At 58.1% G+C, this 25636-nt stretch carries 21 protein-coding genes and 3 pseudogenes; 17 read left to right on the top strand and 7 right to left on the bottom strand.

Annotated elements, in window-relative coordinates:
• Nucleotides 1-384: 384 nt before the first annotated feature.
• On the bottom strand, nucleotides 385-1173 hold the full coding sequence (locus CKW40_RS37180) for an aspartate/glutamate racemase family protein (RefSeq protein WP_095204651.1): 789 nt from the start codon (nucleotides 1171-1173) through the stop codon (nucleotides 385-387).
• A 687-nt stretch (nucleotides 1174-1860) separates the two neighbouring features.
• Between CKW40_RS37180 and glyA the strand changes: the two genes are divergently transcribed.
• Nucleotides 1861-3138 carry a serine hydroxymethyltransferase gene (gene glyA, locus CKW40_RS37185; RefSeq protein ID WP_095204652.1) on the top strand — a complete coding sequence of 426 codons (1278 nt, stop codon included), beginning with the start codon at nucleotides 1861-1863 and terminating at the stop codon, nucleotides 3136-3138.
• Between the two features lie 157 nt (nucleotides 3139-3295).
• On the opposite strand, the gene CKW40_RS44155 is transcribed toward glyA, so the two are convergent.
• The 4 genes and pseudogenes from CKW40_RS44155 to CKW40_RS37200 all read right to left on the bottom strand — a co-directional run bounded on the left by CKW40_RS44155 (nucleotide 3296) and on the right by CKW40_RS37200 (nucleotide 5445).
• Nucleotides 3296-3433, bottom strand: coding sequence for a hypothetical protein (locus CKW40_RS44155; protein ID WP_179298252.1), 138 nt, complete (start codon nucleotides 3431-3433; stop codon nucleotides 3296-3298).
• Between the two features lie 76 nt (nucleotides 3434-3509).
• Nucleotides 3510-3784, bottom strand: a pseudogene (locus CKW40_RS46085) (IS110 family transposase); the annotation flags it as partial.
• A gap of 360 nt (nucleotides 3785-4144) precedes the next feature.
• Nucleotides 4145-4362 (bottom strand): annotated as a pseudogene (locus CKW40_RS46090) (IS5/IS1182 family transposase); the annotation flags it as partial.
• A gap of 162 nt (nucleotides 4363-4524) precedes the next feature.
• The gene (locus CKW40_RS37200) at nucleotides 4525-5445 is read right to left on the bottom strand and encodes a LysR family transcriptional regulator (protein WP_095204678.1); all 921 of its coding nucleotides are present in this window, start codon (nucleotides 5443-5445) and stop codon (nucleotides 4525-4527) included.
• A 132-nt stretch (nucleotides 5446-5577) separates the two neighbouring features.
• On the opposite strand from CKW40_RS37200, the gene lysA reads away from it, so the two are divergent.
• The 14 genes and pseudogenes from lysA to CKW40_RS37270 all read left to right on the top strand — a co-directional run bounded on the left by lysA (nucleotide 5578) and on the right by CKW40_RS37270 (nucleotide 20719).
• Entirely contained in the window at nucleotides 5578-6927 is a 1350-nt protein-coding gene (gene lysA, locus CKW40_RS37205; protein WP_095204653.1) for a diaminopimelate decarboxylase, read from the top strand.
• On the top strand, nucleotides 6928-7833 hold the full coding sequence (gene dapF, locus CKW40_RS37210; RefSeq protein WP_244571444.1) for a diaminopimelate epimerase: 906 nt from the start codon (nucleotides 6928-6930) through the stop codon (nucleotides 7831-7833).
• A 109-nt stretch (nucleotides 7834-7942) separates the two neighbouring features.
• The gene (locus tag CKW40_RS37215) at nucleotides 7943-8935 is read left to right on the top strand and encodes a M14 family metallopeptidase (protein ID WP_095204654.1); all 993 of its coding nucleotides are present in this window, start codon (nucleotides 7943-7945) and stop codon (nucleotides 8933-8935) included.
• Between the two features lie 272 nt (nucleotides 8936-9207).
• Nucleotides 9208-10458, top strand: coding sequence for a sarcosine oxidase subunit beta family protein (locus CKW40_RS37220; protein ID WP_095204655.1), 1251 nt, complete (start codon nucleotides 9208-9210; stop codon nucleotides 10456-10458).
• Nucleotides 10459-10468: 10 nt separating this feature from the next.
• Nucleotides 10469-10759, top strand: a complete 291-nt coding sequence (locus CKW40_RS37225; protein WP_095204656.1) for a sarcosine oxidase subunit delta — start codon at nucleotides 10469-10471, stop codon at nucleotides 10757-10759.
• Complete coding sequence (locus tag CKW40_RS37230; RefSeq protein ID WP_095204657.1) at nucleotides 10756-13692, top strand: sarcosine oxidase subunit alpha family protein; 2937 nt, start codon at nucleotides 10756-10758, stop codon at nucleotides 13690-13692. The genes CKW40_RS37225 and CKW40_RS37230 overlap by 4 nt, the downstream gene beginning before the upstream one ends.
• Nucleotides 13685-14266 (top strand): sarcosine oxidase subunit gamma, encoded by a 582-nt coding sequence (locus CKW40_RS37235; protein WP_095204658.1) that lies wholly within the window; start codon nucleotides 13685-13687, stop codon nucleotides 14264-14266. The genes CKW40_RS37230 and CKW40_RS37235 overlap by 8 nt, the downstream gene beginning before the upstream one ends.
• A gap of 293 nt (nucleotides 14267-14559) precedes the next feature.
• The gene (locus CKW40_RS37240) at nucleotides 14560-15990 is read left to right on the top strand and encodes a KamA family radical SAM protein (RefSeq protein WP_095204659.1); all 1431 of its coding nucleotides are present in this window, start codon (nucleotides 14560-14562) and stop codon (nucleotides 15988-15990) included.
• A gap of 50 nt (nucleotides 15991-16040) precedes the next feature.
• Nucleotides 16041-16364 carry a ferredoxin FdxA gene (fdxA, locus tag CKW40_RS37245; RefSeq protein ID WP_095204660.1) on the top strand — a complete coding sequence of 108 codons (324 nt, stop codon included), beginning with the start codon at nucleotides 16041-16043 and terminating at the stop codon, nucleotides 16362-16364.
• 18 nt (nucleotides 16365-16382) lie between these two features.
• A complete protein-coding gene (locus CKW40_RS37250) occupies nucleotides 16383-17711 on the top strand; it encodes an aspartate aminotransferase family protein (protein ID WP_198421181.1) in 1329 nt (442 codons plus the stop codon).
• 39 nt (nucleotides 17712-17750) lie between these two features.
• Nucleotides 17751-18608 carry a CoA transferase subunit A gene (locus tag CKW40_RS37255; RefSeq protein WP_095204662.1) on the top strand — a complete coding sequence of 286 codons (858 nt, stop codon included), beginning with the start codon at nucleotides 17751-17753 and terminating at the stop codon, nucleotides 18606-18608.
• Nucleotides 18605-19384: a CoA-transferase subunit beta gene (locus CKW40_RS37260; protein ID WP_095204663.1), complete on the top strand. Its 780-nt coding sequence runs from the start codon at nucleotides 18605-18607 to the stop codon at nucleotides 19382-19384. The genes CKW40_RS37255 and CKW40_RS37260 overlap by 4 nt, the downstream gene beginning before the upstream one ends.
• Nucleotides 19385-19386: 2 nt before the next feature.
• Nucleotides 19387-19617 (top strand): annotated as a pseudogene (locus CKW40_RS37265) (thiolase family protein); the annotation flags it as partial.
• Nucleotides 19618-19654: 37 nt separating this feature from the next.
• Nucleotides 19655-20719: a GlxA family transcriptional regulator gene (locus CKW40_RS37270; RefSeq protein WP_095204664.1), complete on the top strand. Its 1065-nt coding sequence runs from the start codon at nucleotides 19655-19657 to the stop codon at nucleotides 20717-20719.
• A gap of 57 nt (nucleotides 20720-20776) precedes the next feature.
• On the opposite strand, the gene CKW40_RS37275 is transcribed toward CKW40_RS37270, so the two are convergent.
• A complete protein-coding gene (locus tag CKW40_RS37275) occupies nucleotides 20777-21700 on the bottom strand; it encodes a LysR substrate-binding domain-containing protein (protein ID WP_244571446.1) in 924 nt (307 codons plus the stop codon).
• Nucleotides 21701-21874: 174 nt separating this feature from the next.
• The gene (locus CKW40_RS37280; protein ID WP_095204680.1) at nucleotides 21875-22306 is read right to left on the bottom strand and encodes an Lrp/AsnC family transcriptional regulator; all 432 of its coding nucleotides are present in this window, start codon (nucleotides 22304-22306) and stop codon (nucleotides 21875-21877) included.
• A gap of 126 nt (nucleotides 22307-22432) precedes the next feature.
• On the opposite strand from CKW40_RS37280, the gene CKW40_RS37285 reads away from it, so the two are divergent.
• Together CKW40_RS37285 and hglS are read left to right on the top strand one after the other, a co-directional pair.
• On the top strand, nucleotides 22433-23548 hold the full coding sequence (locus CKW40_RS37285) for a saccharopine dehydrogenase family protein (protein ID WP_095204666.1): 1116 nt from the start codon (nucleotides 22433-22435) through the stop codon (nucleotides 23546-23548).
• A gap of 449 nt (nucleotides 23549-23997) precedes the next feature.
• Nucleotides 23998-25437 (top strand): 2-oxoadipate dioxygenase/decarboxylase HglS, encoded by a 1440-nt coding sequence (hglS, locus tag CKW40_RS37290; RefSeq protein WP_244571447.1) that lies wholly within the window; start codon nucleotides 23998-24000, stop codon nucleotides 25435-25437.
• Nucleotides 25438-25636 lie beyond the last annotated feature (199 nt).

The following is a 25636-nucleotide window of genomic DNA, read 5'->3' on the forward strand; positions in this document are numbered from 1 at the left end:
CAAACCCGCCGACCTCAACCCGCAAACCCCCGCCTTCCATCACGACGGATCATCGCCGGCGCCCGACGAGGCTTGTCAAAATGCACTCCGAGGGCGGCCAGATCGCCGATGCAGGCCGCCGAAAGCCGATCGCCGTGCATCAAGCGGGCTAGATGGCCGCAAACCGCCACATCAATATGGACGATCTGCGCGAGCACAAGAAGCTCGCCCTACGCCAAGCCGCATGATCAGCTTCATGACCGCCCTTTTTGCGGAACTTGACGCACACAACCAAACCAACGCAGCTATTTGTCGAAGGCCTAGGCGTCACCCAAGTCCCGTCAAAAGGCCCTCAACCCCAAGCTATTTTCCCGCTCTCGAGCAAACGCGATTCGATAGCGCCGCTCACACGTAGCCGTAGTAGTCGCGATGAGAGACAATCGAAAAAGCGTAATCGAGCAGAGTGCCCCAAGAGAAGATGGGCAGACCCACTTCGCGCTGAACAGACCGTGCAAACGGTTGAAAACCCGTGCAGATGAAGACCAGTGCGCGGAGGTCCGGATTTTTGGACACAAAGTCCTTACAGGCGCTGACGAAATCGGTTTCGGCGCGCGCAAAACCGGCTGTAGGGATCGCCGGACGCTTGCTTGCGTTCCATAAGTTATCGAACTCCGGGCAGGAGTAGTCGTCACATGCCCCCATGACTGCGAGATTCGACGCGGGATCAATTCCGCAGCTGACGAGGTGGTGTTCGGTCAGATGCTCCCGGTAGGCGCACACAATCCCAACCTTTTTTGACATTCCTGTCATCTGTTGCGCGAACGGCACCTGCAAAAGGCTTGACATGAATACAGGCACGGACACCTCGGCCGCCACCTCTTTCTGAAAGTATGCGAAGCCACCGCACTCGGCGACAATGGCTCGGCAACCAATGCGCTCGAGTCGGCGCGCGGCCTGAAGTATCGGCTCCAGACAAGCCGATTTTTCCTCGTGAAACACGAGCTTATCGATATCCACGCCCTGGACTATGTCGTACTGTATCGGGAAGGGGTACGCGCTTGCGTTCCGGACATCGCCGGGGAAGCCGGGGTAAACCTCGTCAACCAGCATTACCCCCAGGCCCATTCCATAAGCATAGGTCCCTACGCGGGCACGTATGACGTCAATTGCAGAATCACGGGTCCCAAAGATCATCGTAGCTCCCAAACGGTAAACATGATGCGCATCCTAACGAGCGTTAGCGCACGGGTTGTCTGCAATGGTTATCAGTGACGGTAGCTTTCAGACAAATATCTCTTTTTGAGATTGAAATTCGCGTCTGATATGGATCGCTGGGTTATAGGCCTGACGACCATCAGCGGTTGATGCTGCTGTGACATTCCGGCTTTTTTCGTACCGCCCGGTGTGCGTGTCTCGGAGTGCATAGGATCAGTTGACGCCTCTGCGATTGAGGCCAGCCGTTGCAGCATTCACCCGCAGCTCGCTCCTTCTCACCCGAGCATATCAGATACGAATTAAAAGGTCACGATATTGTATTTTCCAGACTAAGCGAATTCTGAAATGATCCATTTAAAGATTGGATTCTAGGTGTCTGTCGCTGCGGGGACATTTGTCTCGGATAGCTTCAGCGAAGCTTACCACGATTTTCGTGCGCGCGAATGAGTGTCGTTCCAGCAGTTGGTGTGCTCTCCAAAGACATCTATTCTTCAAAGTTGCACCTTATCACAGTATAGCTACAGAGTATGTACTCGTAGTAGTCGTCGTCCTGGCGATAATTCTGAAATGATCGAAAGCCCCAGCTTTTATCTCAGAAGTTTTGCTGTCTTATAGTACAGCATTGTCGCCGGCAATAGTGTTAATAGGACCGAGAGGAGATTTGGAATGACAGCAAAAAGATGGTTCTTCGAGGAGCCACTCACCCAAGCGGACCCCGAAGTAGCTCGCTACATAGCAGCCGAAGAGTCACGGCAACGTGGTCAAATAGAATTGATCGCGCCAAAAAACTACCTCAGTAGAGCAGCGCGAGAAGCCATGGGGTCTATCGTTGTATTCGCCACAGTGGAAGGTTACCCAGGAAAACGATACCACGCTGGTGTCGAAAACGTCGACGGCATCGAGCGACTAGCCATCGAGCGCGCTAAGGCTATGTTCGCGGCGGGTCATGCCAACGTGCAGCCCCATTCCGGCACACAATCCAATCAGGCGGTGTACTTCGCGCTACTGAGCCCCGGAGACACCGTGTTAAGCATGGACCTTTCTTCAGGCGGGCACTTGAGCCACGGGCTTAAATCGAACTTATCAGGTCGTTGGTTCAAGACAATCTCATACGGAACAACGGCTGACGGGTTCATCGACTACGAAGCAATGGAGCGGCTTGCTCGCGAGCACCGTCCCAAGCTCATCATCGTCGGCGGCTCATCCTATCCTCGTGCTATTAACTTCCCCAAGGTGTCATCTATCGCCGCCCTAGTCGGGGCGATGACACTCGCGGACGTCTCACACTTTTCCGGATTGATTGCCGCAAAAGAGTATCCGAGTCCATTCCCATACATGGACGTCGTCACCACGACGACGAACAAGAATCTGCGAGGCCCTCGAGGAGGCTTGATACTTACTCGCGACGCTGCCTTGGGTCGAAAAATTGATTCAGCGGTGTTCCCCGGCATTCAGGGCGGGCCGCTCCCTGATGTTATCGCAGCGAAGGCTGTTTGTTTCGGCGAGGCCCTTAAGCCCGAGTTCATTGACTACGCGAGACGCGTACTCAGTTGCGCGCGAACACTGTCGAGTGGATTGAGCGCACGCGGCTTCAAAATTGTGACCGGCGGAACAGATGTGCCATTCACAATGGTTGACCTGAGAACGCGCGGACTGAAAGGCGATATCGCACAAAAGGCGTTGGAAGCTCATGGGGTGACGACAAACCGCAACCTGGTACCGCAGGACACGGAGTCACCGAATGTCACCTCCGGACTCCGTATTGGGACCTCTGCGATTGCTGCCCGTGGAATGGCTGACGCTGAAGCATCGGAACTAGCAGAGATCATTGCCGACGTTCTCGATCGACTCGCAAAAAACCCGGGGCAAGGCCAGGAAATCGATTCGAGCATTGCGGAACGCGCGTCGGCATTGGCGAAGAAATTTCCGCTGTATCCGACATGATCGGTTGGGCAAAGGTTGGCCTAATTGGCTTGTGCCGCCGATGGGAAGCGGCACAAGTATCCACGCGACTCGACCACGCGAGGCTTAGGAGGCTTCTCTAATTGGGTCGATGGGTCAAGCTTTTCCTATCATTTTCCGGATCACGTCGCCCTGCGGGTCACTCGATCTTCTCTTCGCGGTCGGCGCGCAGCCGCCGCCGCATGATGGGGTTAGGAGAGCGAGGCATCTCAATCTGTTGAACGACCTTGGAGAATTTGCCCAGGATCCTGCCTGCTAACGAGATCACCTTGCCCATCGCTCCCAACGGGAACGATCCGGATCACCCTCTCGGGCGAACGACTATCTGTGTTCGTTTTGTTCCTTGTCCTATTTCATGTCGATGCGGGACCGGCGGCTTCCTTTCCATAGCGGAATTCGGTTCCGTCAGCCCAGATGCGGTGCAGGATGACGGCCAGCTTGCGGGCTACCGCCACGCGGCTCGCGCCATGCGGCGGCGTTTGGCGATGTTCATGCCCCAGGCGCGCAAGCTCGACCATTTCCTCGAGCGCACAAACAGCGAATGTGCTGCCTCGTAGAGGACAGTGCGGGCGAGTTCGTCGCCGCAGCGGCTGACTCTGCCCGGTATGTCGGTTTCACCGGACTGGTATCACATCGGTCTTGTTGGTATCGTCTTCATGGCCGCGTTGGCATGGCGCGTCTCGATACAGATCGCAGGCAGGCCTTCGGCACACAATCCATCGTGAAGCCAGGCCGTCAGCGAGCACACTTCCAGCCCGATGCGCTCCAGCGGCAGATCGAGCTTCCGTAACGCATCGGACAAAGCCTGCGGTTCGCTCGCCGCTCTTGTTTCCTTTAGCTGCCGTGGCGGGTAGTGCGGCGATCGATCGCCGAACTGCGACCGCTTGTTTTCTGCGCCACATGCGGCGTCAACCGATCGCAGGCAATCACGCTCGGTGCCGACAAGGCCTACGACGCGGAGGACTTCGTCAACGAATGCTCGATGAGAGTTCGGCACGAGGCTCGATCATGTGCAGCGCGGCCACGTGTTCGGCATGTCCGTCGACCAGTGTCAGGTAGGCATCGACCAGCAGGCCATGACGGTTTTCCATCAGCCCATGGCCGATGAAGCATAGCTTCGTCTCCTTGCCTTTGCCTTCTTGTAGAGCCTGGCATCCGGATCGGTGGTCGAGGCATCGTGTCGTTCGTCCGCTTCGGACCATGGAACGGCCTGTTAGGGCGCTTGCACTAGACCGCTCCAGCGGCGGCGAACCAACGCAGCGTCGTGGAGGAGGCGCTGGACGTGGTGATGATCGTGAAGCTACTACCAAACGCCCGCGGCGGTTCGGCCCCGAAGCAGAGTGCCCCGGGCAGGGGTCCATAGCTCGATCAATCTGCCAATATCACCTTCAATCGCTGTTTCATTTCTTCCGTCACCTGGCGCAGGACTCGAACAAACTGGTCCGCGTGCGGAGAGCGGAGTCCCTTTGCAGGTCTCCACAGATAGACATGATAAGGCACACGAACGCTCAGTTTTCGCAAAACAATACCTCTATCGACGTAATGTGCGGCTGTAAATGGATTTACGATGGAAACGCCGACTCCGGCGGCCACCATTGAGCAAACACCTGTAGCGGTAGTCGTTTCGACAGTATACCGGCGCACAATACCGGCGGCATCGAAAATCTCATCCAGCGTGCGTCTGTAAGGGTCTTCTTGGGAAAAATAGACAAACGCCACTCCTTGGAAATCCTGCGGGTCAATAACCACCTTTGCCGTCAAATGGTGTCCGGCGGGAAGAACACACAGGAGCTCGCTTACGTCGATCTTTTCGGTAGTTGCCTCGTCGTAATCATAGCTTCCTTCAGTTAGGCCGATGTCGAACAACTGCGTCGTCATGTCGTGCCGTAGCGCTACTTCTTCCAGCGAATGCACCGATAGATGGACCTGTGGACGGGTCTTCAAAAAACGAAATGTCACGTGGGGCAGAAACGCTTCGGCGTAAGCCGGAAGGCAGGCAATCCGAAGGTGCGCGGCGTTATGCCCTTTGATCGCCGTGGCCACCCGGCTGATTTCTTCCATGCCAACAAACGACCGCGCTACCACCGAATGCAACAGTTGCGCCTGACTTGTGGGCGTTAGGCGCTTGCCGAACCGATTGAACAGATCGAAGCCTATCTGCTTCTCAAGATCGCGCAGCTCGCGGCTAACGGTTGGTTGCGATGTTCTTAAAGAGGCTGCCGCTGCCGTCACGCTCTTATGGACCATGATGGCGTTAAAAATCTCCATCTGGCGCTGGTTGAGCCGCAATGTTTCCTCCCCTTCATATATCAAAAATAAATTAAACAACTATGACAATCTATTTTCCCGGCCAAGGGTTTTCTGGAATGATCCCTTGGAAATTAAGGCCCCAACCGCACATCAAGATTTACAGGACACCGGATGACCGAGTATGCGAAGGTTTTGGTCGACCCGAAGAGCGGCGCGAATGGCTCGAAACAGCTGGCCTACCGCGATCAAGCTCTTCACCTGGATGGCGTTTGCGTCGATACGATCGCTGCAGCAGTACCTACACCGTTCTATTGCTACTCATCCGACGCGATAAGAACGGCGTACCTGACCCTAAGCGGCGCGCTTGAGCCTGTCGGCGCTGCCATCTGCTTCGCTGTTAAGGCCAACGGCAACCTCTCCGTCCTTGGCCTTTTGGCCAGTCTGGGCAGCGGCATGGACATCGTGTCGGGGGGGGAGCTGGAGCGCGCTTTAGCGGCGGGTGTCCCTGCCTCCAAGATTATTTTCTCTGGGGTCGGCAAGACGCGTTCGGAAATCGGTCGCGCGCTGGAGGTTGGTATCCACCAGTTCAATATTGAGTCGGAGGCTGAGCTTGACGCTGTCGCTGACGTAGCCCGAGTTCTCGGCGTGCGCGCCCCGGTTGCTTTAAGGGTAAATCCGGACGTGGACGCTGGGACTCATGCCAAGATCAGCACAGGAAAGAAGGACGATAAATTCGGGATTGCCTTCCAGGACATCCCTGCTCTTTACGCCAAGGCCTCTTCTGCGCCGGAGCTCGACCCGGTGGGACTTGCCGTCCATATCGGCTCGCAAATTCTTGACCTGTCGCCTTACCGCGCCGCCTATGCTCGTATCGCTGATCTGGTAACGTTGTTACGTTCGCGAAATCTGTCTGTTCGTCGTCTGGATTTGGGTGGCGGTATCGGCATCCCATATGATGATGGGCCAAGTGCGGACGTGGCCGAGTACGCGACGATCGTGCGCGCGACAGTTGGCAGACTCGATTGCGAGCTAACCGTAGAACCGGGGCGCTGGTTGGTTGGGCCTGCCGGGATTCTGGTCACCGAGGTGCTCTACGTCAAAAAAACTGGTGACCGGCTGACTGTCATCGTCGATGCAGGCATGAATGATCTAATGCGTCCTGCCATCTACGGTGCAGTTCATCCTGTTTTCCCTCTGAAGCAGCATAACGACCGCAAGTCACATATCTACCAGCTTGCAGGTCCGGTCTGCGAGAGTTCGGACATATTCGGAACCTATAGAAATCTACCGGGACTGCGATCGGGCGACCGGCTCGCCTTCGGGTGCGCCGGAGCCTACGGAGCCTCTATGGCATCGACGTACAACGCACGCGATCTCGCGGCTGAAGTCCTGGTCGATGGCGATCGGTTCGGAGTGGTCCGGCGGAGGCAGACTGTGGAAGCCTTGCTTTCGCTCGAGAAGGAGACGGAATGGCAAGTTGCGGCCGTAGCTTCTGCGGCGAGTATCAGAAAGGCACTCTAGATGAACAAGGCTATGAAATACACCGACCTTCTGTCGCAACCATCTCCGATCAAATCCAGAGAGTATTGGCCATTCATCAAAATGCATGGACTTGAGAATTACTTCGTCGTTCTTGATCGGCGCGGCGGAGACAAGCCCCTAGACGCTGAAGACATAGTTCGCATATGCAGTGACAATGTCGGGGTGGGGGGCGAGCAACTGCTTACCATTGAGCGGGCGTCCGACGAGGGGGTACGCGCCGGCGCTTACGCGGCGATCAGAATCTTTAATACCGATGGCAAGGAAGTTAGTGCTTGCGGCAATGCAACGCGCTGCATGGCTTATCTGCTGCTTCAGGAAGCAGGTGTGAACGAGCTGAAGATGGAATTGGCGGGGGACATTGTGCAGTGTCGCATGGCCGGGCCAATGGAGGTGAGCGTCACGCTTGGACCAATAAGCCTGGACTGGCGGCAGATTCCCTTGGCCAAGGAGGTTGATACACTTCACCTCCCTGTAGAAAGTGGCCCGCTCACGGATGGCGTTGGACTCTATATCGGGAATCCTCACGCCGTTTTTTTTGTCGATAGGCTCGATGGCATCGACATGGCTCGTTATGCCCCACCTGTTCATCATACGCCTCTTTTTCTAGAGGGTGCCAACGTGGGTGCCGCCGAGATTCTTGACGAACGATCGCTCCGGCTAGCGGTGTGGGAACGCCAGGGCATAATCACTAGGGCATGCGGAACCGGCGCATGTGTCGCCGCTTATGCAGCGGTAAAGCGGGGCCTCGTCAGCTCTGCCACGGTGGCCGTTCATCTCCCGGCCGGGAAGCTGGATATTGAATTGCTTGACGATGATAGGGTCATTATGACCGGACCAGTTGCGTTTTGCTGCCATGGGTTCATCGAGGCACGAAGCAAGCATTAGCCGGCGGGATGCCTGCACGTCATAGCTTCATTGTGAATGACTAGCCGCACAGAAACTACAGCCGCAATCCTGCCATTGGCATATGGACAGTTGATCGGAAGGGAAGTCAATGCAAATCACTCGCTCAAACAACAGTTGTGAATATGGGGAGATCGGAGTTTTCCGAGGGCATTTGCGCTTCGACAATCCTATTCTGGCGGATTACAGCTGGCCGCTCTGCGAAATCCGCGGCAGAAAACCGGGTCCGCGGCTTTGTGTTTCTGCCGGGGTTCATGTCAACGAAGTAGCTGGGATCGAAGCTGCTGTGCGTTTGCAAAGAGTGTTCGATCCGGAAACGATCCAGGGTTCCGTCTCAATCATTCCAATAATTAACCAGCCGGCGTTTTACAAATACACCGAATATGTCTGTCCTATCGATGGCCGAAATATCAACTTCACATACCCAGGCAAGAGCGATGGAACCTTTTCGGAAGCGCTGTGCGATTCGATTATGAACGAATGGTGCGTAGGTGCAGATTGCTACATTGACATGCATGGAGGCGACCTGCGCGAGAACGTCTCTAAGTTCTCAATCTTCCAGCACACCAGCAATGTCGAACTCGACACCTTGGGAAGGCGCATGGCGATGTGCTTCGACGCAGAAATCGTAATGGGTCTGCCGGAAGCCTACATGGATAAGCCTGGTCGGGCTCCGACGGGTTTTGTTCGCAACAACCGTCTTGCGTTGATGTCGGAGGCGGGTGCGAACGGGCTCCTTGACGAGGGTTCGATCTCTTTTCATTTCGAAGGAGTTGTAAATGTTGCTCGGACCCTTGGGATCCTGGACACGCCGCTGAGCCAGTTCCTGAATGCCCGGGCAGCGTGCGATGGTTACATCTGGCTTAACTGTCCGGTCGATGGGGAGTTTCACGCTGAGGTTGAGCCGGGGGATCGCGTCACGAAGGGTCAGCGCCTTGGTACCGTCCGCAATCTCTTCGGCGAGACGCTTGAAGAAATCGTCGCACCCGACACAGGTTTCCTCCTCTGGCGCATGACCCATCCAACGATTCCGAAGGGATCCCCTATCGGAGCTGTCGCCGTCGAAGAAAAATCGGCGTCATAAGATCGAGGGAAGCGGCCGATGCGGGCGCATTTCATCGTGCAATGACAAGTCGCTGGACCTGCGGCAACGCCATTGCATTGTAAGGGAAGCTCCGCCACTTCGAGCTCCCGATCGGCCAGGGGTGACTACCTGTTGGCAGAAGCGGAACAGACCTAAGGCCAAACGGAAAATCCCAAAAGCCGCGCCTAGTCGTACCTGCTTTGCCAGTCGGTATCCAGGGACGAATGCCTGTTGTTAGCACATCGTTGCGCTGCCGATAAAGGACCATTGCGATGAAATTCTCGGGCTTCCGTGTATTTGCCGAAGCGCTCAAGGGGAATACGGGCTGGCGCCCGCTTTGGCGCGATCCGGAGCCCAAATCAGACTATGACTATGTGGTCGTCGGCGGAGGCGGTCACGGTTTAGCAACCGCCTACTATTTGGCCAAGGCGTTTGGGCAATCCCGGATCGCTGTGCTGGAGAAGGGCTGGTTCGGATCGGGGAATATCGGCCGCAACACGACCATTATTCGTTCGAATTACCTGCTTCCCGGCAATGAGCCATTCTACGAGTTTTCTATGAAGCTCTGGGAAGGATTGGAGCAGGAACTCAACTTCAACGCGATGGTCTCCCAGCGCGGAGTCATCAATCTCATCCACTCGGATTCGCAGCGCGATTCATTTCGACGTCGAGCAAACGCAGTGATACTTGCTGGCGCCGACGCACGGTTGTTGAGTCGTGAAGAACTGCGCGCGATGGTTCCTTTCTTGAATTTCGACAATGCGCGCTTTCCGATTCGTGGCGGTTTGCTGCAGCCGCGCGGGGGTACGGCCCGTCATGATGGTGTCGCGTGGGGATACGCCCGAGGTGCAGATAGCCACGGCGTGGACCTGATCCAGAACTGCGAGGTGACAGGTTTCCGGATTTCTGATGGCAAGATCCGCGGTGTCGAGACCTCGCGTGGCTATATCAGTGCCGGCAAGGTCGGCGTGGCGGTGGCTGGCTCATCGGGCCGCGTCATGGCGATGGCGGGGATGCGGCTTCCAATGGAGAGCCATGTCTTGCAAGCCTACGTCTCGGAAGGCCTGAAGCCCGTACTTCCTGGCGTCATCACCTTCGGAGCGGGACACTTCTATATCAGCCAGTCGGACAAGGGCGGCCTCGTCTTCGGTGGCGATATCGATGGCTATAATTCCTACGCCCAGAGGGGCAACCTGCCTGTGGTCGAACATGCGGCCGAATGCGGTTTGGCGCTGATGCCAATGATAGGGCGTGCCCGCGTCCTGCGCATGTGGGGCGGCCTGATGGATATGTCGATGGATGGCTCACCGATCATCGACCGCACGAACGTCGAAGGTCTCTTTTTCAACGGCGGCTGGTGCATTGGTGGCTTCAAGGCGACGCCTGCCAGCGGCTATGCCTTCGCCCATTTGCTTGCCACCGGATCGCCACATCAGACTGCGCGCGCGTATCGGCTCGATCGGTTCTCACGCGGCTATGTAATTGATGAAACTGGCACTGGGGCACAGCCCAACCTGCATTGAGGTCGACCGAATGCTAATTCCTCATCCAATTCTGGGTTCGCGTGATGCGCGAGAATTTATTTATCTCGGTGATGTCCGGCTCCTTGACCGTCCCGACGCGACCAGGTCTGACGCGGAGCACTCTTTCTGCGACTACGTCTTCCTGCGCGACAATCCGGCGGGTGTACACCGCGAGCTGTGGTTCCATGAGCAGGGCGATCGGTCATGGCTGGTCGTGACGCGTAACACAACAACGCACGAAATCCTCGGCGCTGAACTCGCACGCGATGTCGCGCTGGCGCGCAAAAGGAGCGCTCAATGAGCCGGCTGGCCGGCGGGCTGGTCGACCGCTCCCAAACCCTGAACTTTACCTTCGATGGCAAGCGATACCAAGGTCATCCAGGTGATACTCTTGCCTCGGCGCTCCTGGCCAACGGCGTGCGCATGATGGGTCGCAGCTTCAAATATCATCGTCCGCGCGGCGTGCTCTCGGCCGGCTCCGAGGAGCCGAACGCCTTGGTAGAGCTGCGCTCGGGCGCTCGTCAGGAGCCGAATACGCGTGCCACTGTTGCGGAGTTGTTCGAAGGGCTTGTGGCGCGAAGCCAGAACCGCTGGCCCTCACTCGGTTTCGATGCCTTAGCGGTTAATGATTTGCTGTCCCCATTCTTCACGGCTGGCTTCTATTACAAGACCTTTATGTGGCCCAAAGCCTTCTGGGAAAAGCTTTACGAGCCTGCGATCCGGAAAGCCGCAGGCCTCGGAAGTCTGTCCATGCAGGCTGATCCCGATGCCTATGACAAGGGGTTCTTGCATTGCGACCTCCTTGTCATCGGCGGGGGCCCGGCCGGACTTGCGGCGGCACTGACAGCAGCGCGCTCAAGTGCACGCGTGATCCTGGCCGATGAAGATTTCCGTTTGGGTGGCAGACTCTTGGCCGAGACGGAAACGTTGGAGGAGGCGCCGGCTACCGACTGGATCTCCGCGTTGGAGGCTGAATTTGAGAGCCTGCCGAACGTTCGCGTCATGCGTCGCACCACCGTGTTCGGCGTATTTGATCACGGAATCTACGGTGCCGTGGAACGGGTTAGCGATCATCTTGCGGAACCGGGCGACAAGGTCCGCCAGACGCTGTGGCGCGTTACCGCCAAACGCGCGATATTGGCGGCGGGTGCCACGGAACGACCCATTGCTTTTGCCGACAATGACCGTCCCGGGATCATGCTGGCGGGAGCAATGCGGACTTACGCTAATCGCTGGGCCGCATGCCCGTCTAAGACGGTCGCGGTCTTCACCAACAACGACGATGGCCATCGCACTGCCCGTGACCTTGCCGCCAAGGGTGTCCATGTCGCGGCTGTTATCGACGCGCGTCGCGAGGCCATAGCCTCCTGGGGCGATTATCGCGTGATTGCCGGTGGCATGGTGACCGGTTCGCGTGGGCGGCTGGGCCTGACAGCAATAGAGGTTTCCGCGAATGGCCGCCGCGAATGGTTCGAGTGTGGCGCGCTGGGTGTTTCGGGCGGCTGGAACCCGAATGTGCATCTGACCTCCCATCATTGCGGCCGGCCCGTTTGGAATGAAACGCTGCAGGCGTTCCTGCCGGGCGCTGATGGTCCAGCGGGATTGTTTGCAGCGGGTGCGGCGGCGGGTCATTTTTCGACTGCCCAGACACTCCGCTCCGGCGCCGAGGCGGCACAGCGCGCGCTGAACGAACTCGCGATTGTGGCAGCATTGCCCATTCTGCCGCAGCCGGAGGAGTCGGGATACGGCGTCGCGCCCATTTTCCATGTACCGGGCAAAAAGCGCGCCTGGGTCGATTTCCAGAACGACGTGACGGTGAAGGACATCAAGATCGCTCATGCCGAGAACATGCGTGCGGTAGAGCATTTGAAACGCTATACAACGCTGGGCATGGCCACGGACCAGGGCAAAACCGCAAACGTCACGGGGCTCGCCGTAATGGCGGAACTGACCGGGAAATCGATCCCGGAAACCGGAACGACAATTTTCCGCCCGCCCTATACTCCAGTGACGATCTCGGTCCTGGGCGGCGGCGATACAGGGCCGCATTTCCGCCCGCGCCGCCTGACACCGACTCACTGTTGGGCTGAAGCCCAAGGTGCCGTTTTCGTTGAGACCGGCCAGTGGATGCGAGCCGAATATTTCCCCCGTCAGGGCGAAACGCATTGGCGCCAAAGCGTTGACCGTGAGACCAAGGCAGTGCGCAGCGCTGTGGGCTTATGTGACGTATCGACCCTCGGCAAAGTGGACGTGCAAGGCGCCGACGCAGGCGAATTTTTAAACCGGCTCTATAGCAACGTGATAGACACGCTGAAGGTCGATCGTGTCCGCTATGGGCTAATGCTGCGCGAAGACGGTTTTGCCTATGACGACGGCACTTGCGCTCGACTGGCCGAGGACCACTACGTGGTCACCACGACAACCGCTAACGCCGGGCTGGTCTACCGCAACATGGAGTTTGCGCGGCAATGTCTCTGGCCGGAGCTCGACGCGCAGATCATCTCCACGACGGACGCCTGGGCGCAGATCGCCGTCGCCGGACCAAAATCGCGGGTCCTGCTTGACCGCATCGTGGACGGGTTCGACCTTTCGAACGACGCCTTCCCCTTTATGGCCTGCGCAGAACTGACCGTTTGCGGTGGGTTGCGCGCACGGCTTTTCCGGATCTCCTTCTCGGGCGAGCTCGCTTACGAACTCGCGGTGCCGGCCCGCTTCGGCCAAGCGCTGATGGAGCGGCTGATGGAAACGGGAGCCGATCTGGGAGTGATGCCCTACGGAGTTGAAGCGCTATCCGTGCTGCGCGTCGAAAAGGGCCACGTTGGTGGTTCCGAGCTGAATGGCCAGAGCACGGCCGCGATGCTCGGGTTGGGCAAGATGGTATCGCAGAAGAAGGACGCCATCGGCGCGGTCATGTCGCGACGTGAGGGACTAGCGGGCGATATGCGCCGTCTTGTGGGTCTGCAGCCCGTCGAGCGTGCAGGCAAGGTTGTTGCCGGGTCACATCTCTTCACCAAGGGGGCACCGCAAAATCTCGATACTGACCAAGGCTGGATCACATCGGCCTGCTACAGCCCGCATGTCGGGTCGATGATCGGGCTCGGCTTTCTGGAGAAGGGCGACCAACGCATAGGCGAGGTGATCGTCGCCGCTAACCCGGTCGAAGGCGAAAGCGAAAGCCTGCGCATCGTACCGGCACACTTCGTCGATCCAGAAGGAGCACGTCTGCGTGACTGACCTTAACGCCTTCACGGCGCTCGCCGCCGCGCAACCCCGCCGAGCAGCCTTTGCGGCTCTGGACATCCGGGAGACCCCGGAACTGGCCCTTGCCTCTCTGGCGCGTCGACGCGGTTCGACAAAGCCAGCGCCCTTCGCCCTTCATCTTCCCGAGCCGGGCCGCTGGGTGGCAGGGCAGGGCGTGGCCGCCTTCTGGGTTAGCCCGGATCAATGGATGATCGAAGCCGAGGGCCGTGCCGAGGAGAATTTCGCGGCCGATCTGAAGCAGGCCTCGCCCGATTGTACGGTAACCGAGCAGACCGATGGCTGGACCGTGTTCGAGATTGTTTCGCGGTCGGGCGCTGCGCCTATCGAGGCGTTGTTGTCGAAGCTGGTCAACATTGATGTCGCCAATTTTGGTCCGGGCAGCGCGACGCGAACCGGCCTTGAGGATATAAGCTGTTTCGTGATCCGCCGGAGCAAAACTCACGTCGCAGTGCTGGGGGCGCGCTCTTTCGCCGGATCGCTCTGGCACGCGCTAGAAACGGCGGCGCAGCGTGTGAGAGAGAATGCGACGTCCTCCTCCAATCCTTGACCGAAAGAGGTTCGGTCGCAGCCCCACCTAGACAACTTTCACAGGGCGATTCAAGAAAGACCTGCGATTGAGCGCGAGTTGCTTCCTAGGTCTGCGCAGTGACCGACACCGGCTTTGCCCCAGCTTTTCGGGTAAGCGTCCTCATGATCAGGAGTCATGGACTGGTGAGCAAAATGCGTTTGTAAGTCAAGACATAACAACCAACAATGAATAATGAAATCAGGATGTTGGCCGGATCGTGACGCAACGACTATCCGCGACGCCTCGAATGTTGCAACCTGGAGGTTCGTGCTGTGAACAGCATCGAAAAATACCAGCCATCGCCGCGCGAGCAGGCGTTTCTGGGCAAAGTGGTCAATGGCAAGTACGACCGGCAGATCATCACCGGCATAGCTAAGTTCGCCACCGGTGACGTGTCCCAGGACATGCAGGGATTCTATTCACAAGAAGAGCTGGACCGAATCCTTGAGCTGAAAGGCACGCCGAGAGATTTGGAAGCCCGGATGCCGATCAAGATCACGCGGCACTATTATGAGCAGGCGCAGTACAGCCGACCGATGCAGACGCTGGTGAAAGCCAGTCCGAAAGAAACCTACGATCTCGACGGTGCCGAAGATCCGGGCAAACAAATGACCTACAGCCCGCGCGAAGGGCTGATCCATAAATATGAGCTTGGCCTGCTCTATGTGGCCTCCACCTGCTCCGCCCACTGCCGCTTCTGCTATCGCGAGGAACTGATCGGCCGCAAAGAGATCACCCGCGAGGATGGGACAGTTGCTCCTAAAGGCTTGGCGCAGCTCGGCGAGATCGTCGAATACATTGGCGAGCACAACAGGGCGGTGGCCGCGAATGGCGGTCGCCATCCAGAGACGGGCCGCGAGAAGCTTCGCGAGATCCTGATGTCAGGCGGCGATCCCATGGTTCTGGGAAACAAAAACATTGCTGCATGGCTGGCAGGGCTCGCGGAAGCCGGAGTCGAGAATATCCGCATCGGAACCAAGGAGCTGGCGTTTCACCCGCAGCGCTTCGACCAAACCTTCTTTGATATGCTGGACGCTTTCCACGAGGCCTACCCGGAAGTCAGCTTGCGGATGATGGTGCACTTCAACCATCCTGACGAGTTTCTCCGCAAGACACCGGATGGCGGCTACCTCGACAATCATGGCGGTGGGCTGCAGTGGATTCCCGAAACGCGGGTTGCGGTCAAGGAACTTGCTCGGCGTGAGTGGATTACGATCCACAATCAGTCTCCGATCATTCGCGATATCAACGACGATGCCGAAGCGCTGCGGATCATGCAGCGCGAGATGCTACGAAACGGCATCAACAATCACTATTTCTTCTGCGGTCGCGACATAGTCGGGCACAAGGCATTCAATGTGCCAATCGAGCGGGCATGGCAGATTTTGAACGAGTCGCAGAAGGGCCTATCCGGCGTCGAGGCCCATGCGCGGCTTTCGATCACTCATTACAAGGGCAAGACCGAGGTGGCGGCCGTTACCAACGAGCCGGTACCTGGTGTCCCTGGCGGTGACAAAGGCGTGGTGATCTTCAAGCTGTTACGTTCGGCCGCTGATGCACGCGACCGGTGCAAGGTCACCATCGTTGGCCGAAATCCGGAGGCAATCTGGTTCAGCGGCTATGATGATCGCGTCATCTTCGACGAGGCTGGTCTCTATTCCATGTATGGGATCAATCCCGCATTCCTGCAGGCCGCGGAGTAAGGGCGGAGACCACCAGGATACCGCCATTTTCAACGATATGGGAGCTGGACGTGACCTATGTCGTCACCGAGAACTGCATCAAGTGTAAATTTACCGATTGCGTCGATGTGTGCCCGGTCGATTGCTTTTACGAGGGGCCGAACTTTCTCGTCATTCACCCCGAGGAGTGCATTGATTGCGATGCCTGTAAACCGGTGTGTCCGGCAAACGCGATCTATCGGGATACAGACCTGCCGGCAAATATGAGGCACTTTTTGGAGCTCAACGAAGAGCTTTCCCGATTGTGGCCCAGCATAACTGATTCCAAAGAACCACTTCCCGACGCAGCGGCGTGGGATGGAGTGCAAGGCAAGTTCAGCCATTTGGACCGCTAGCTGCTATCGGAGATGCGCGTGGACGCGAATTTGCATATGGAAACGTCGAAAAGTGCAGCTCTGTTCGAGCGCGCCAAATCGGTTTTGCCTGGCGGATGCAGCCGAAACACTATCCTGCGCAAGCCGCATCCGATCTACGCTGAGCGAGGGCAAGGGTGCTACGTCTATGATGTCGAGGGCGTCCGTCGCACCGACTTTGCGAATAATATTGCCTCGCTGATTCACGGGCATGCACACCCGGCGATCGTTGCTGCTGTCAGCCTGCAGTTGGCGAAAGGAACCGCTTTTACCCTCGGCACCGAAGCCGAGATCGATTATGCCGAGTATATTCGCAGCCGCAATCCTGCCTTTGAGAGGATCCGTTTCGTCAATTCGGGAACCGAGGCGGTAATGGCGAGCCTCAAAGCTGCGCGGGCATTCACCCGGCGGCCGAAGATCGCAAAGGTCGAAGGAGCATATCACGGCCTCTATGATTACGCCGAGGCAAGCCAGACAGCCAAGCCGGACAATTGGGGGCAGGCGGAGCGACCGTCAAGCGTCGCGGTGTCGCGCGGAACGCCTCAGCGCCTACTAGACGATGTTGTCGTGATCCCGTTCAACGACGTCCAACGTGCGCTCGAGATACTCGACGAACACCGCGACCAATTGGCGTGCGTGCTCGTCGATGTGCTTCCTCATCGTATAGGCCTAATACCGGCGGCAGAAGCGTTCATTCAAGCGCTGAGGCGCTGGACCGAACAGAATGGGGCGCTCCTCGTCTTCGACGAAGTAATCACGTTCCGGTGCAAATTTGGAGGCGCGCAGCAATGGTATGATGTTCAGCCGGACATCACCGCCTTGGGCAAGATGATAGGAGGTGGGTTTCCCGTCGGAGGCATCGCTGGACGCGCGGAGGTGATGGAGGTCTTGAACCCCCTAAACGGCCCGGCGCCTTTTCCGCTTTCCGGCACTTTCTCGGCAAACCCAATTACGATGATTGCCGGCCACACGGCGATGAAGTTGTACGATCGGGAGGTTGTCGACAGGCTCAATGCACTTGGCGACCGCGCGCGTGGCTCAATCGGCGAAGCGATCAAGATCGCCGGCGTGCCTGCCTGTGTTACCGGCCGAGGCTCGATGTTTCGAATCCACCTGTCCGCGCACGCGCCTGACAACTACCGGCAGGCTTATCTCTCGCCGGAGAAAGCTGCACTTCTCGCGGCATTCGTCGGGCATCTGTTCGACGGTGGCCTCCTCATGGTGGAAACGGGCACCGGTTTCCTGTCCACGGCGATGTCTGGGCAGGACATAGATGACATGGCCGCTGTGGTCCTCACGGCCCTTCGCAAGATGAAGCGTTATCTGTAGCTGCGCGCAGCGAGCAAGTGAAACCTGGAGCCCACAATCGTGGTGAAGTTCTGCTCCCTGGCCGAAGCCCTTGCGGAGAACCTCGTTGATGGCGACACCGTGGCGTTTGAGGGCTTCACGCATCTCATTCCGCACGCGGCGGCACACGAGGCGATCCGGCAGGGGCGGCAGGAACTGACCCTGATCCGCATGACGCCGGACCTCGTCTACGACCAGATGGTAGGAATGGGGATGGCGAAAAAACTCATCTTCTCCTATCTCGGCAATCCCGGCGTCGGGCTTTTGCGACGCTGCCGCGACGCGCTCGAAAATTGCTATCCGCGCGTTGTCGAGATCGAAGAGCACAGCCATGCCGGTATGGCGAACGCCTACGAGGCGGGAGCAGCGGGGCTGCCATTCGCCGTATTCCGCGGCTATCGCGGTGCAGGGCTGACCGAAGTTAATCCGAACATCAGATCGGTCACCTGCCCCTTTACCGGCGAGCCGCTCGCCGCAGTGCCGGCACTCAGGCCCGACGTCACCTTCATTCACGCCCAGAAGGCGAACCGCAAAGGCGACGTGCTTGTCGAGGGTATCGTCGGCATTCAGAAAGAAGCGGTGCTGGCTGCCAAGCGTGCGGTGGTGACGGTGGAGGAAGTCGTCGAGGACTTCGCCGGTGTGCACCCCAATTGCTGCGTTCTGCCTCACTGGACGATCAGGGCGATAGCTGTCGTGCCGGGAGGTGCGCATCCCTCGTATGCACATGGCTATTATGCGCGCGACAATGCGACCTATCTCGAATGGGACCACGTCGCTGCTGACCGCGAGAGCTTCCGCGCATGGATGAAAAAACATGTGCTCGACGCGAAGCCTGAAGTCTTCGCGAGCCGCGTCGGCCATTTGCGGAGGGCGGCATGAGTGGGCCGGGGTTTACGCCGGAAGAGATGATGACGATCGCCGCCGCGCGGGCGCTTTCCAGCCACGATGTCTGCTTGGTCGGCATCGGCGCGCCGTCTGCCGCCTGCAACATCGCGCGTCTGACACACGCGCCTGGCATCACGCTCATCTACGAGAGCGGCACGATCGGCACCGCCCCGGAGGTGCCCTTGTCGATCGGCGACGGGGAGCTCTGCGAAACGGCTGTGACGACGGTGTCGGTGCCCGAAATGTTTCGCTACTGGTTGCAGGAAGGGCGCATTACAGTGGGCTTCCTCAGCGCTGCGCAGCTCGATCGCCACGGCAATATCAACACGACCGTCATCGGCGACTATCATCATCCGAAAACGCGGCTTCCGGGAGGCGGCGGGGCCCCAGAGATCGCGACTTCCTGCGGCGAGGTCTTCATCACAATGAAGCAGTCGCTGAGGGGCATGGTCGAAAAGATAGACTTCTTCACCTCCTTCGGTCATGGCGACGGTGGGGATGCGCGGGCGAAGCTTGGCATCACGACCAAGGGACCGACGCTACTCGTCACCGATCTCGTAACCAAGGCGTTCACCGTGGCCTCGCTTCACCCAGGTGTGACCCGCGACGCCGTGCAGGCGACCTGCGGTTGGAAGGTCGTTTTCGCCGATCCTCTCGAGGAGACGCCCCCACCGACGGTGCGCGAGTTGACCACGCTGCGCGATCTCAAGGCACGCACCGAGGCTGCCCATAGGGGTGAGAAGGTGGCGGCAGGGACGGGAGGAGCATGATGATGCCCGAGGCCTTCATCTGCGACTTCATCCGCACGCCGATCGGCCGCTTCGCGGGCGCGCTCGCCACCGTCCGGGCCGATGATCTGGCGGCGGTGCCGCTGAAGGCGCTCGCGGCACGTAACCCGCAGCTCAATCTCAAAGCAGTCGAGGACGTCTTCTTGGGCTGCGCCAACCAGGGTGGCGAGGATAACCGCAACGTGGCGCGCATGGCTCTCCTTCTGGCGGGCTTGGGGCGGGAGAAAGCGATCAGCCGAGACAGGGTTAATTATGGCTGAAGCCCTGAATGCAGACTCATCCGTGTCGGGCGCCCATTTCGATGGCGGCTCACAGGGCGAAAATGCCTCGTATGAGGGGACGCTTAGGCTCAGCATCCTTGTTCTACCAGGCTTCTCGCAGCTTAGTCTCTCTTCGTTTGTAGAACCTTTTCATCAAGCCAATTGCAGCGCCGGCAAAAGGCTGTTTGCGTGGCGCGTTATCGGGATGAGTAGCCCGGTTGTGAGCTCAAGCGGCATCGCAATCGCACCCGACATCGACATCAAAACCTACAAAGATGGCGGTGACGATTCACCCGTGGTGCTAATAGGTGGTGAGCGCATCGAAGAGCAAAGATCACCTCTGATCTCAGCTCTTTTGCGCATGAAAAATCGTCGCAAATTGCCAATTTTTGCCCTCGGAACCGCAGCTTGGTTGTTGGCCGACGCAGGGATCTTGCATGGCGCCATGCGCTGTACGGTTCACTGGTCAAAACTAGCAGCTTTTGCCGAAAAATTCCCGGAGTTGGTCACCGAGGATTGCCTCTTTGTCCAGGATGGCTCCGTTACGACTTGCGCCGGCGAGTTCGCAGCGTTCGATCTCGCAGCCGAAATGATCCACCTTACGCGCGGAGAGGATTTTGCGCGCCAAATTTGTGCTCAGTTGAGCGCGGACAGATTTCGTACTGGTAGCCATTGTCAATCGGTGCCGATTGGACTTCGCGCCACCGGAGCCGTCGAAAAGCTCATTCGTGTCATCAAGCTGATGGAGAAGCATGTAGAGGATCCGTTGCCCCTCAAGAAAATCGCCCAGATAGTGTCCTTATCGCGTCGCCAAATTGAACGTCTCTTCATAAAACATATGAAGACCACGCCAATGAATTATTACGCTCAGGTGAGGTTAAAAAAGGCGCGACAACTTCTTGAGACCACAGATATGTCGGTCATTGAAGTGGCCGTGGCCTGCGGATATGTTTCCTCTTCTCATTTTTCAAAAGCCTTCAAAGACCATTTCAGACTTCTGCCCAGTCATACTCGTCCGTGGACAAACGCCGTTTTGAATTGTTCAAACGCAGCGTAGCCGTGGAGCTTGCAGCCGCACGAAAATGATTGGTTCCTGGTCGGCGTCGAAGCCCCTTTACAGCCTTCCATCATGCCGGGCCCAGTGCATGCTGCCGCGCCGTGCGGCCGACAGTAGCCAGCGCGTAAATGCGTTTACCTGCGGGTTAACGTCGCCGGCCGCGCTCACCACAAAATAGCTGTTATGCGTCTTCAGGGCCGTGTCGCTGAGTGGGATCAAAATTCCACTCTCGAGTTCCGACTCGATCAGATATTTCGGAAGAAGGGCGGCGCCGAGAGAGGCCGCGGCAGCCGAGATGATCATGGAAAACTGATCGAAATGTCGGCCGCTCAGCAGCCGCCTGTCGCTGATCCCATTTATGGCAAACCAGTCGATCCAAGCGCTTTCGCGAGTAATGAGATGCAGAAGAGGAGCCTGCGCGAGACGCGTGGGCTCGGTTGCCATCTGCATGTCGCGAAATCTCGGGGATGCGACCGGCAGCATTTCCTCATCGAACAGCTTGGTCATGCGTGCATCTGGCCAGTCGGCCTTTCCGAAATGGATCGCAACATCGAAGCGCTCTCGCGTGAGATCGAACGGCAGGGTGCGGGTCTCCAATCTGATCTCGATGTTGGGATGATCGTTCAGAAACGTTGCCAGTCTCGGGATCAGCCAACGACTGGCAAATGTTGGCAGGATGCCGATGCGCAACGTCGAAATTCGCTCGCCGACGGCAATCGCCCGCGCCACCGATTGCCTGAGATTCTCGAGATCGACAGCCAGATCCGCGGCAAACCGCCTGCCACTCTCCGTCAATACGACGCGTCGTCCAACCCGCCTGAACAATGTCGCGCCCATCATGTCTTCGAGTTCTTTGACTTGTCGGCTGACTGCGCTTTGCGTCAGATGAAGTTCTTCCGCCGCCTGGGTAAAGCTTTCGTGCCGCGCGGCGCACTCGAAGCTGCGCAACAGGGCATAGGACGGGAGATTGTGGTGACCCACCGAGTGCACAGGCTCAACACCTTCTATGAGCGGAACTCATGCTTCGTGTCTAATACGTTCGCCCGGTTCGTTTCAACAGGTTTTTCCCGCAGGCATTCGGTGGTGACAAGATATTTGCTTGGCCATTGAATGGCCTCGGAGGGTCCCCGACGCACCAATCCGGCGCGTGGACTTCTATCGTTGGAATCGCGTCGACAGGATGACCGACGACTGGGTTTTCTCGACGCCATCGACCTCCCCAATCACATCGATTGTCCGATCAAGCTCGCTGATCGATGGCGCAGCTACGTCGGCAATCAGGTCGAAGGCTCCACTGACCGAATGGACGGACATGACTTCCGGAAGGGCTCGGAGTGCGCGAACGACCGCGCTCAGTGCCTTGGTCTTAAGGACGATCATGACATGGGCGCGGACCAGGCCGTGCTCATAACTGTCTGACAGGCGCACGCCATATCCGGCGATAACCCCTTCTTGCTCCAGGCGGTCGAGCCGAGCCTGAACGGTCGTGCGAGACAAGCCCAGCCTGCGAGCAAGGACGGAGATCGGCGTGCGCGCGTCTTCTGCGAGCAGCATGAGAAGTTGGCGATCTTTTGCAGAAACCTGCATTTCGTTCAACTGAGTCCTACGATGTGTCAAACAGAGCCACAAATTTTATAAAATTTAACACTGCAAATCAACCGCGCGGCCCGAGAGTATCACGGCGTCAGATAGGGCTTTTGAAGGAGGAAAATAATGAAAGACGTCGTCATCATCGGATCAGGGAAGATCGGTTCCACGATCTCGCGGTTGCTCGCCGATAGCGGGGACTATCATGTCACTGTCGTCGACCGCAGCGCTGAACAACTGTCGGAAATTGAAAGCGGTCCCGCGCTCTCGACGGCATACCTCGACATCACCGACGAGACAGCCTTGTGTGCGCTGCTGTCCGGTAAATTCGCGGTTCTAAGCGCAGCGCCTTTCCATCTCACCGTGGCCATCGCCAATGCGGCGGCCAAAGCAGGGGTGCATTATCTCGACCTCACGGAGGACGTTGAATCCACTCGGCAGGTGAAACGGATCGCCGAGACAGCCAAGACCGCATTCATTCCCCAATGCGGGCTGGCGCCCGGTTTCATCTCCATCGTCGCGAGCGATCTTGCGGGCAAGTTCGATAGCCTGGATAGCGTACGCCTACGCGTCGGCGCACTCCCGCAGTTTCCCAGCAATGCCTTGAACTATAATCTGACCTGGAGCACCGACGGGGTTATCAACGAGTACATCCAGCCCTGCGAGGCAGTCGTAAACGGCCAACTCGTTGAAGTGCCGGCACTGGAGGAGCGCGAAGAATTTTCGCTCGACGGCGTCACCTATGAGGCCTTCAACACCTCAGGCGGCCTTGGCACGCTTTGCGAAACGTTGAAGGGCAAGGTCAACACGCTCAACTACCGCACCATTCGCTATCCCGGTCATGCTGCTATCATGAAGGCGCTTTTGCACGACTTGGGGCTACGACACCGCAGAGATGTGTTCAAGGACATACTCGAACACGCCCTGCCGACCACGCTACAGGACGTTGTGATTGTCTTTGTGACCGTCTCGGGACGTAGAAACGGGCGCTTGATCCAGGAAACCTACGCTAACAAGATTTACAGCGCGGAGATTGATGGGCGCATCACGAGCGCGATCCAAATCACGACCGCGTCCAGTATCTGCGCTGTCCTCGATCTGCTTGCCGACGGCAAGATCCCGGGCCAGGGCTTTATTCGCCAGGAAGACATTGCACTCGACGCCTTTCTGCACAACCGCTTCGGCGTTTACTATCGGCAGGCAGAGAGCGTGAAGGGGCACAGCGTCACGGTTGCCGCGTGAGCGGGCTATCCTGTGGCCTTCCGGCGACCTTATCGATCGGCGGCAATGGCCGCGACCGGCTGGCTATGGAATGCAACTAGCTGCCCCGGCCAACGTCAACCGGTTAGGTGGATGGTCCGCGTTCACGGCAAGAAAACTCTGCTCCGCTGTGAGTCCAGCATCTTGCCTTGGGGCTCACAGCACTTTGCGTCAGAGAATTCCTTGTCGTGACGTGCGAACTGCCGCCTGGAACACCTAGGACATCTGCGATTGCATGATCTTGCCGATCGATTCTTCATCGTCAGGGCGATCCATTGGGACGCAATTTCTATTCATTCCTATCCGGAATGAACTTCTGAATAGATGTCGATATCGAAGTCGGCGGAACAATGGTTTGATCGTATCCAGATCGGCGAAGTTGCCCTAAGCGGCGGCTACTTCTTTGACGAGTTGGCATTCAGGAGGTCCAGATGACCATGCATGCTCAAGTGAAGCCAGGCAGAATATCTTCGATGAAAGTCCATGCCGACGAGATTCGTTCGCTGTTCTCGCATGCTATGTCGCAGATGTACCGCGCAGAGGTGCCACAATACGGCACCCTCATTGAACTCGTGACCGAGGTCAATGCTGCGGCGTTGGCGAACGACCCGGAGATGGGGCAGGCGTTGCGGCGAAACGGTGAGCTGGATCGGCTCGGTGTTGAACGTCACGGCGCCATTCGTCTCGGCACGCAGGAAGAGCTCTTCAACATCCGTCGCGTCTTTGCGGTACTCGGCATGCATCCGGTCGGCTACTATGATCTTTCGCTCGCTGGCGTGCCTGTGCACTCCACCGCCTTCCGCCCCGTCGCAGACGAGGCGTTGCGACGCAATCCATTCCGCGTCTTCGCCTCGCTTCTTCGCTTGGAATTGATCGAAGACAAAGCGCTTCGGAAAATGGCGGCGGGTATCCTCTCAGATCGACGGATATTCACCCCCCGCGCACTCGAACTCGTCGATTTCTTCGAGGCTAGAGGCGGACTTGACGTGGCCGAGTCCGAGGAGTTCGTGCTTGAGGTATTGGAAACCTTCCGCTGGCATAGCGACGCTACAGTGACGCTAGCCACCTACAATAAGCTACACGGCGCGCACCGGCTGATTGCCGACGTGGTGAGTTTCCGCGGGCCGCACATCAATCACCTGACGCCGCGCACGCTTGACATCGACGCCGTGCAAGTCGCCATGCCAAAACGCGGCATCACGCCCAAGGCCGTCATTGAAGGCCCGCCACGCCGAAAATGCCCGATCCTGCTTCGCCAGACCAGCTTCAAGGCGCTCGAGGAGCGGATCGAGTTCCAAGCCGCAGACGGCGGACTGGTTGAGGGCAGGCACACGGCTCGGTTCGGCGAGATCGAGCAACGCGGCGTGGCGCTCACTGTGAAGGGGCGCAAGCTCTATGACAAGCTGCTGGCCTCGGTTCGCCGCGATGTCCGGGTTGGCGCGTCAGGCTCTCATGCCGGTGCTTACGAGAGCCAATTGACAGAGCGGTTCAAAGAGTTTCCCGATAGCTGGAGCGCGCTGCGTGAACAGGGACTCGCCTATTTCCGCTACGCCCCGACTCGGGAAGGCCTTAAGAACGTTGCACAAGAGAGGATTTCGGCCTCGGTTGACGAGCTTGTCGCTCGCGGCCATTTGGATTTCGATCCGATCATCTATGAAGATTTTCTGCCGGTTAGCGCCGCGGGGATTTTTCAATCGAATCTGGGTGCCGACGAGCAGCAGAACTATTCAGAACGCTCCAACCGGGAGGCTTTCGAGCAGGGGTTGGGTGCGAAAGTCGCCAATGAACTCGACCTCTACGCCAAGGCGCAACAGGACTCGATCAAAGATGCATTGGCGCAGCTGAGCAAAGCGGCGGGTAAAATTCCATGATGGAGCCGCGGCGGATCGGGCAGGGCGCGACGGCCGATATATCGCGGTTCCTGGTGGGGAAAAGACGGCCAATCCACGATCCTCTATCCAATGGAACTGCGTCTTCTCGACGCTCGACCTTGGCGACCAAACACCTTCTACCGGATGTTGCGGAATGGCCGGCCTGGTCGGGCGCGAACGGGGGCACGCTGCACTCTCG

Origin of the sequence: Mesorhizobium carmichaelinearum (assembly GCF_900199455.1) — a bacterium.
In the GTDB taxonomy this organism is placed as follows: domain Bacteria; phylum Pseudomonadota; class Alphaproteobacteria; order Rhizobiales; family Rhizobiaceae; genus Mesorhizobium; species Mesorhizobium carmichaelinearum.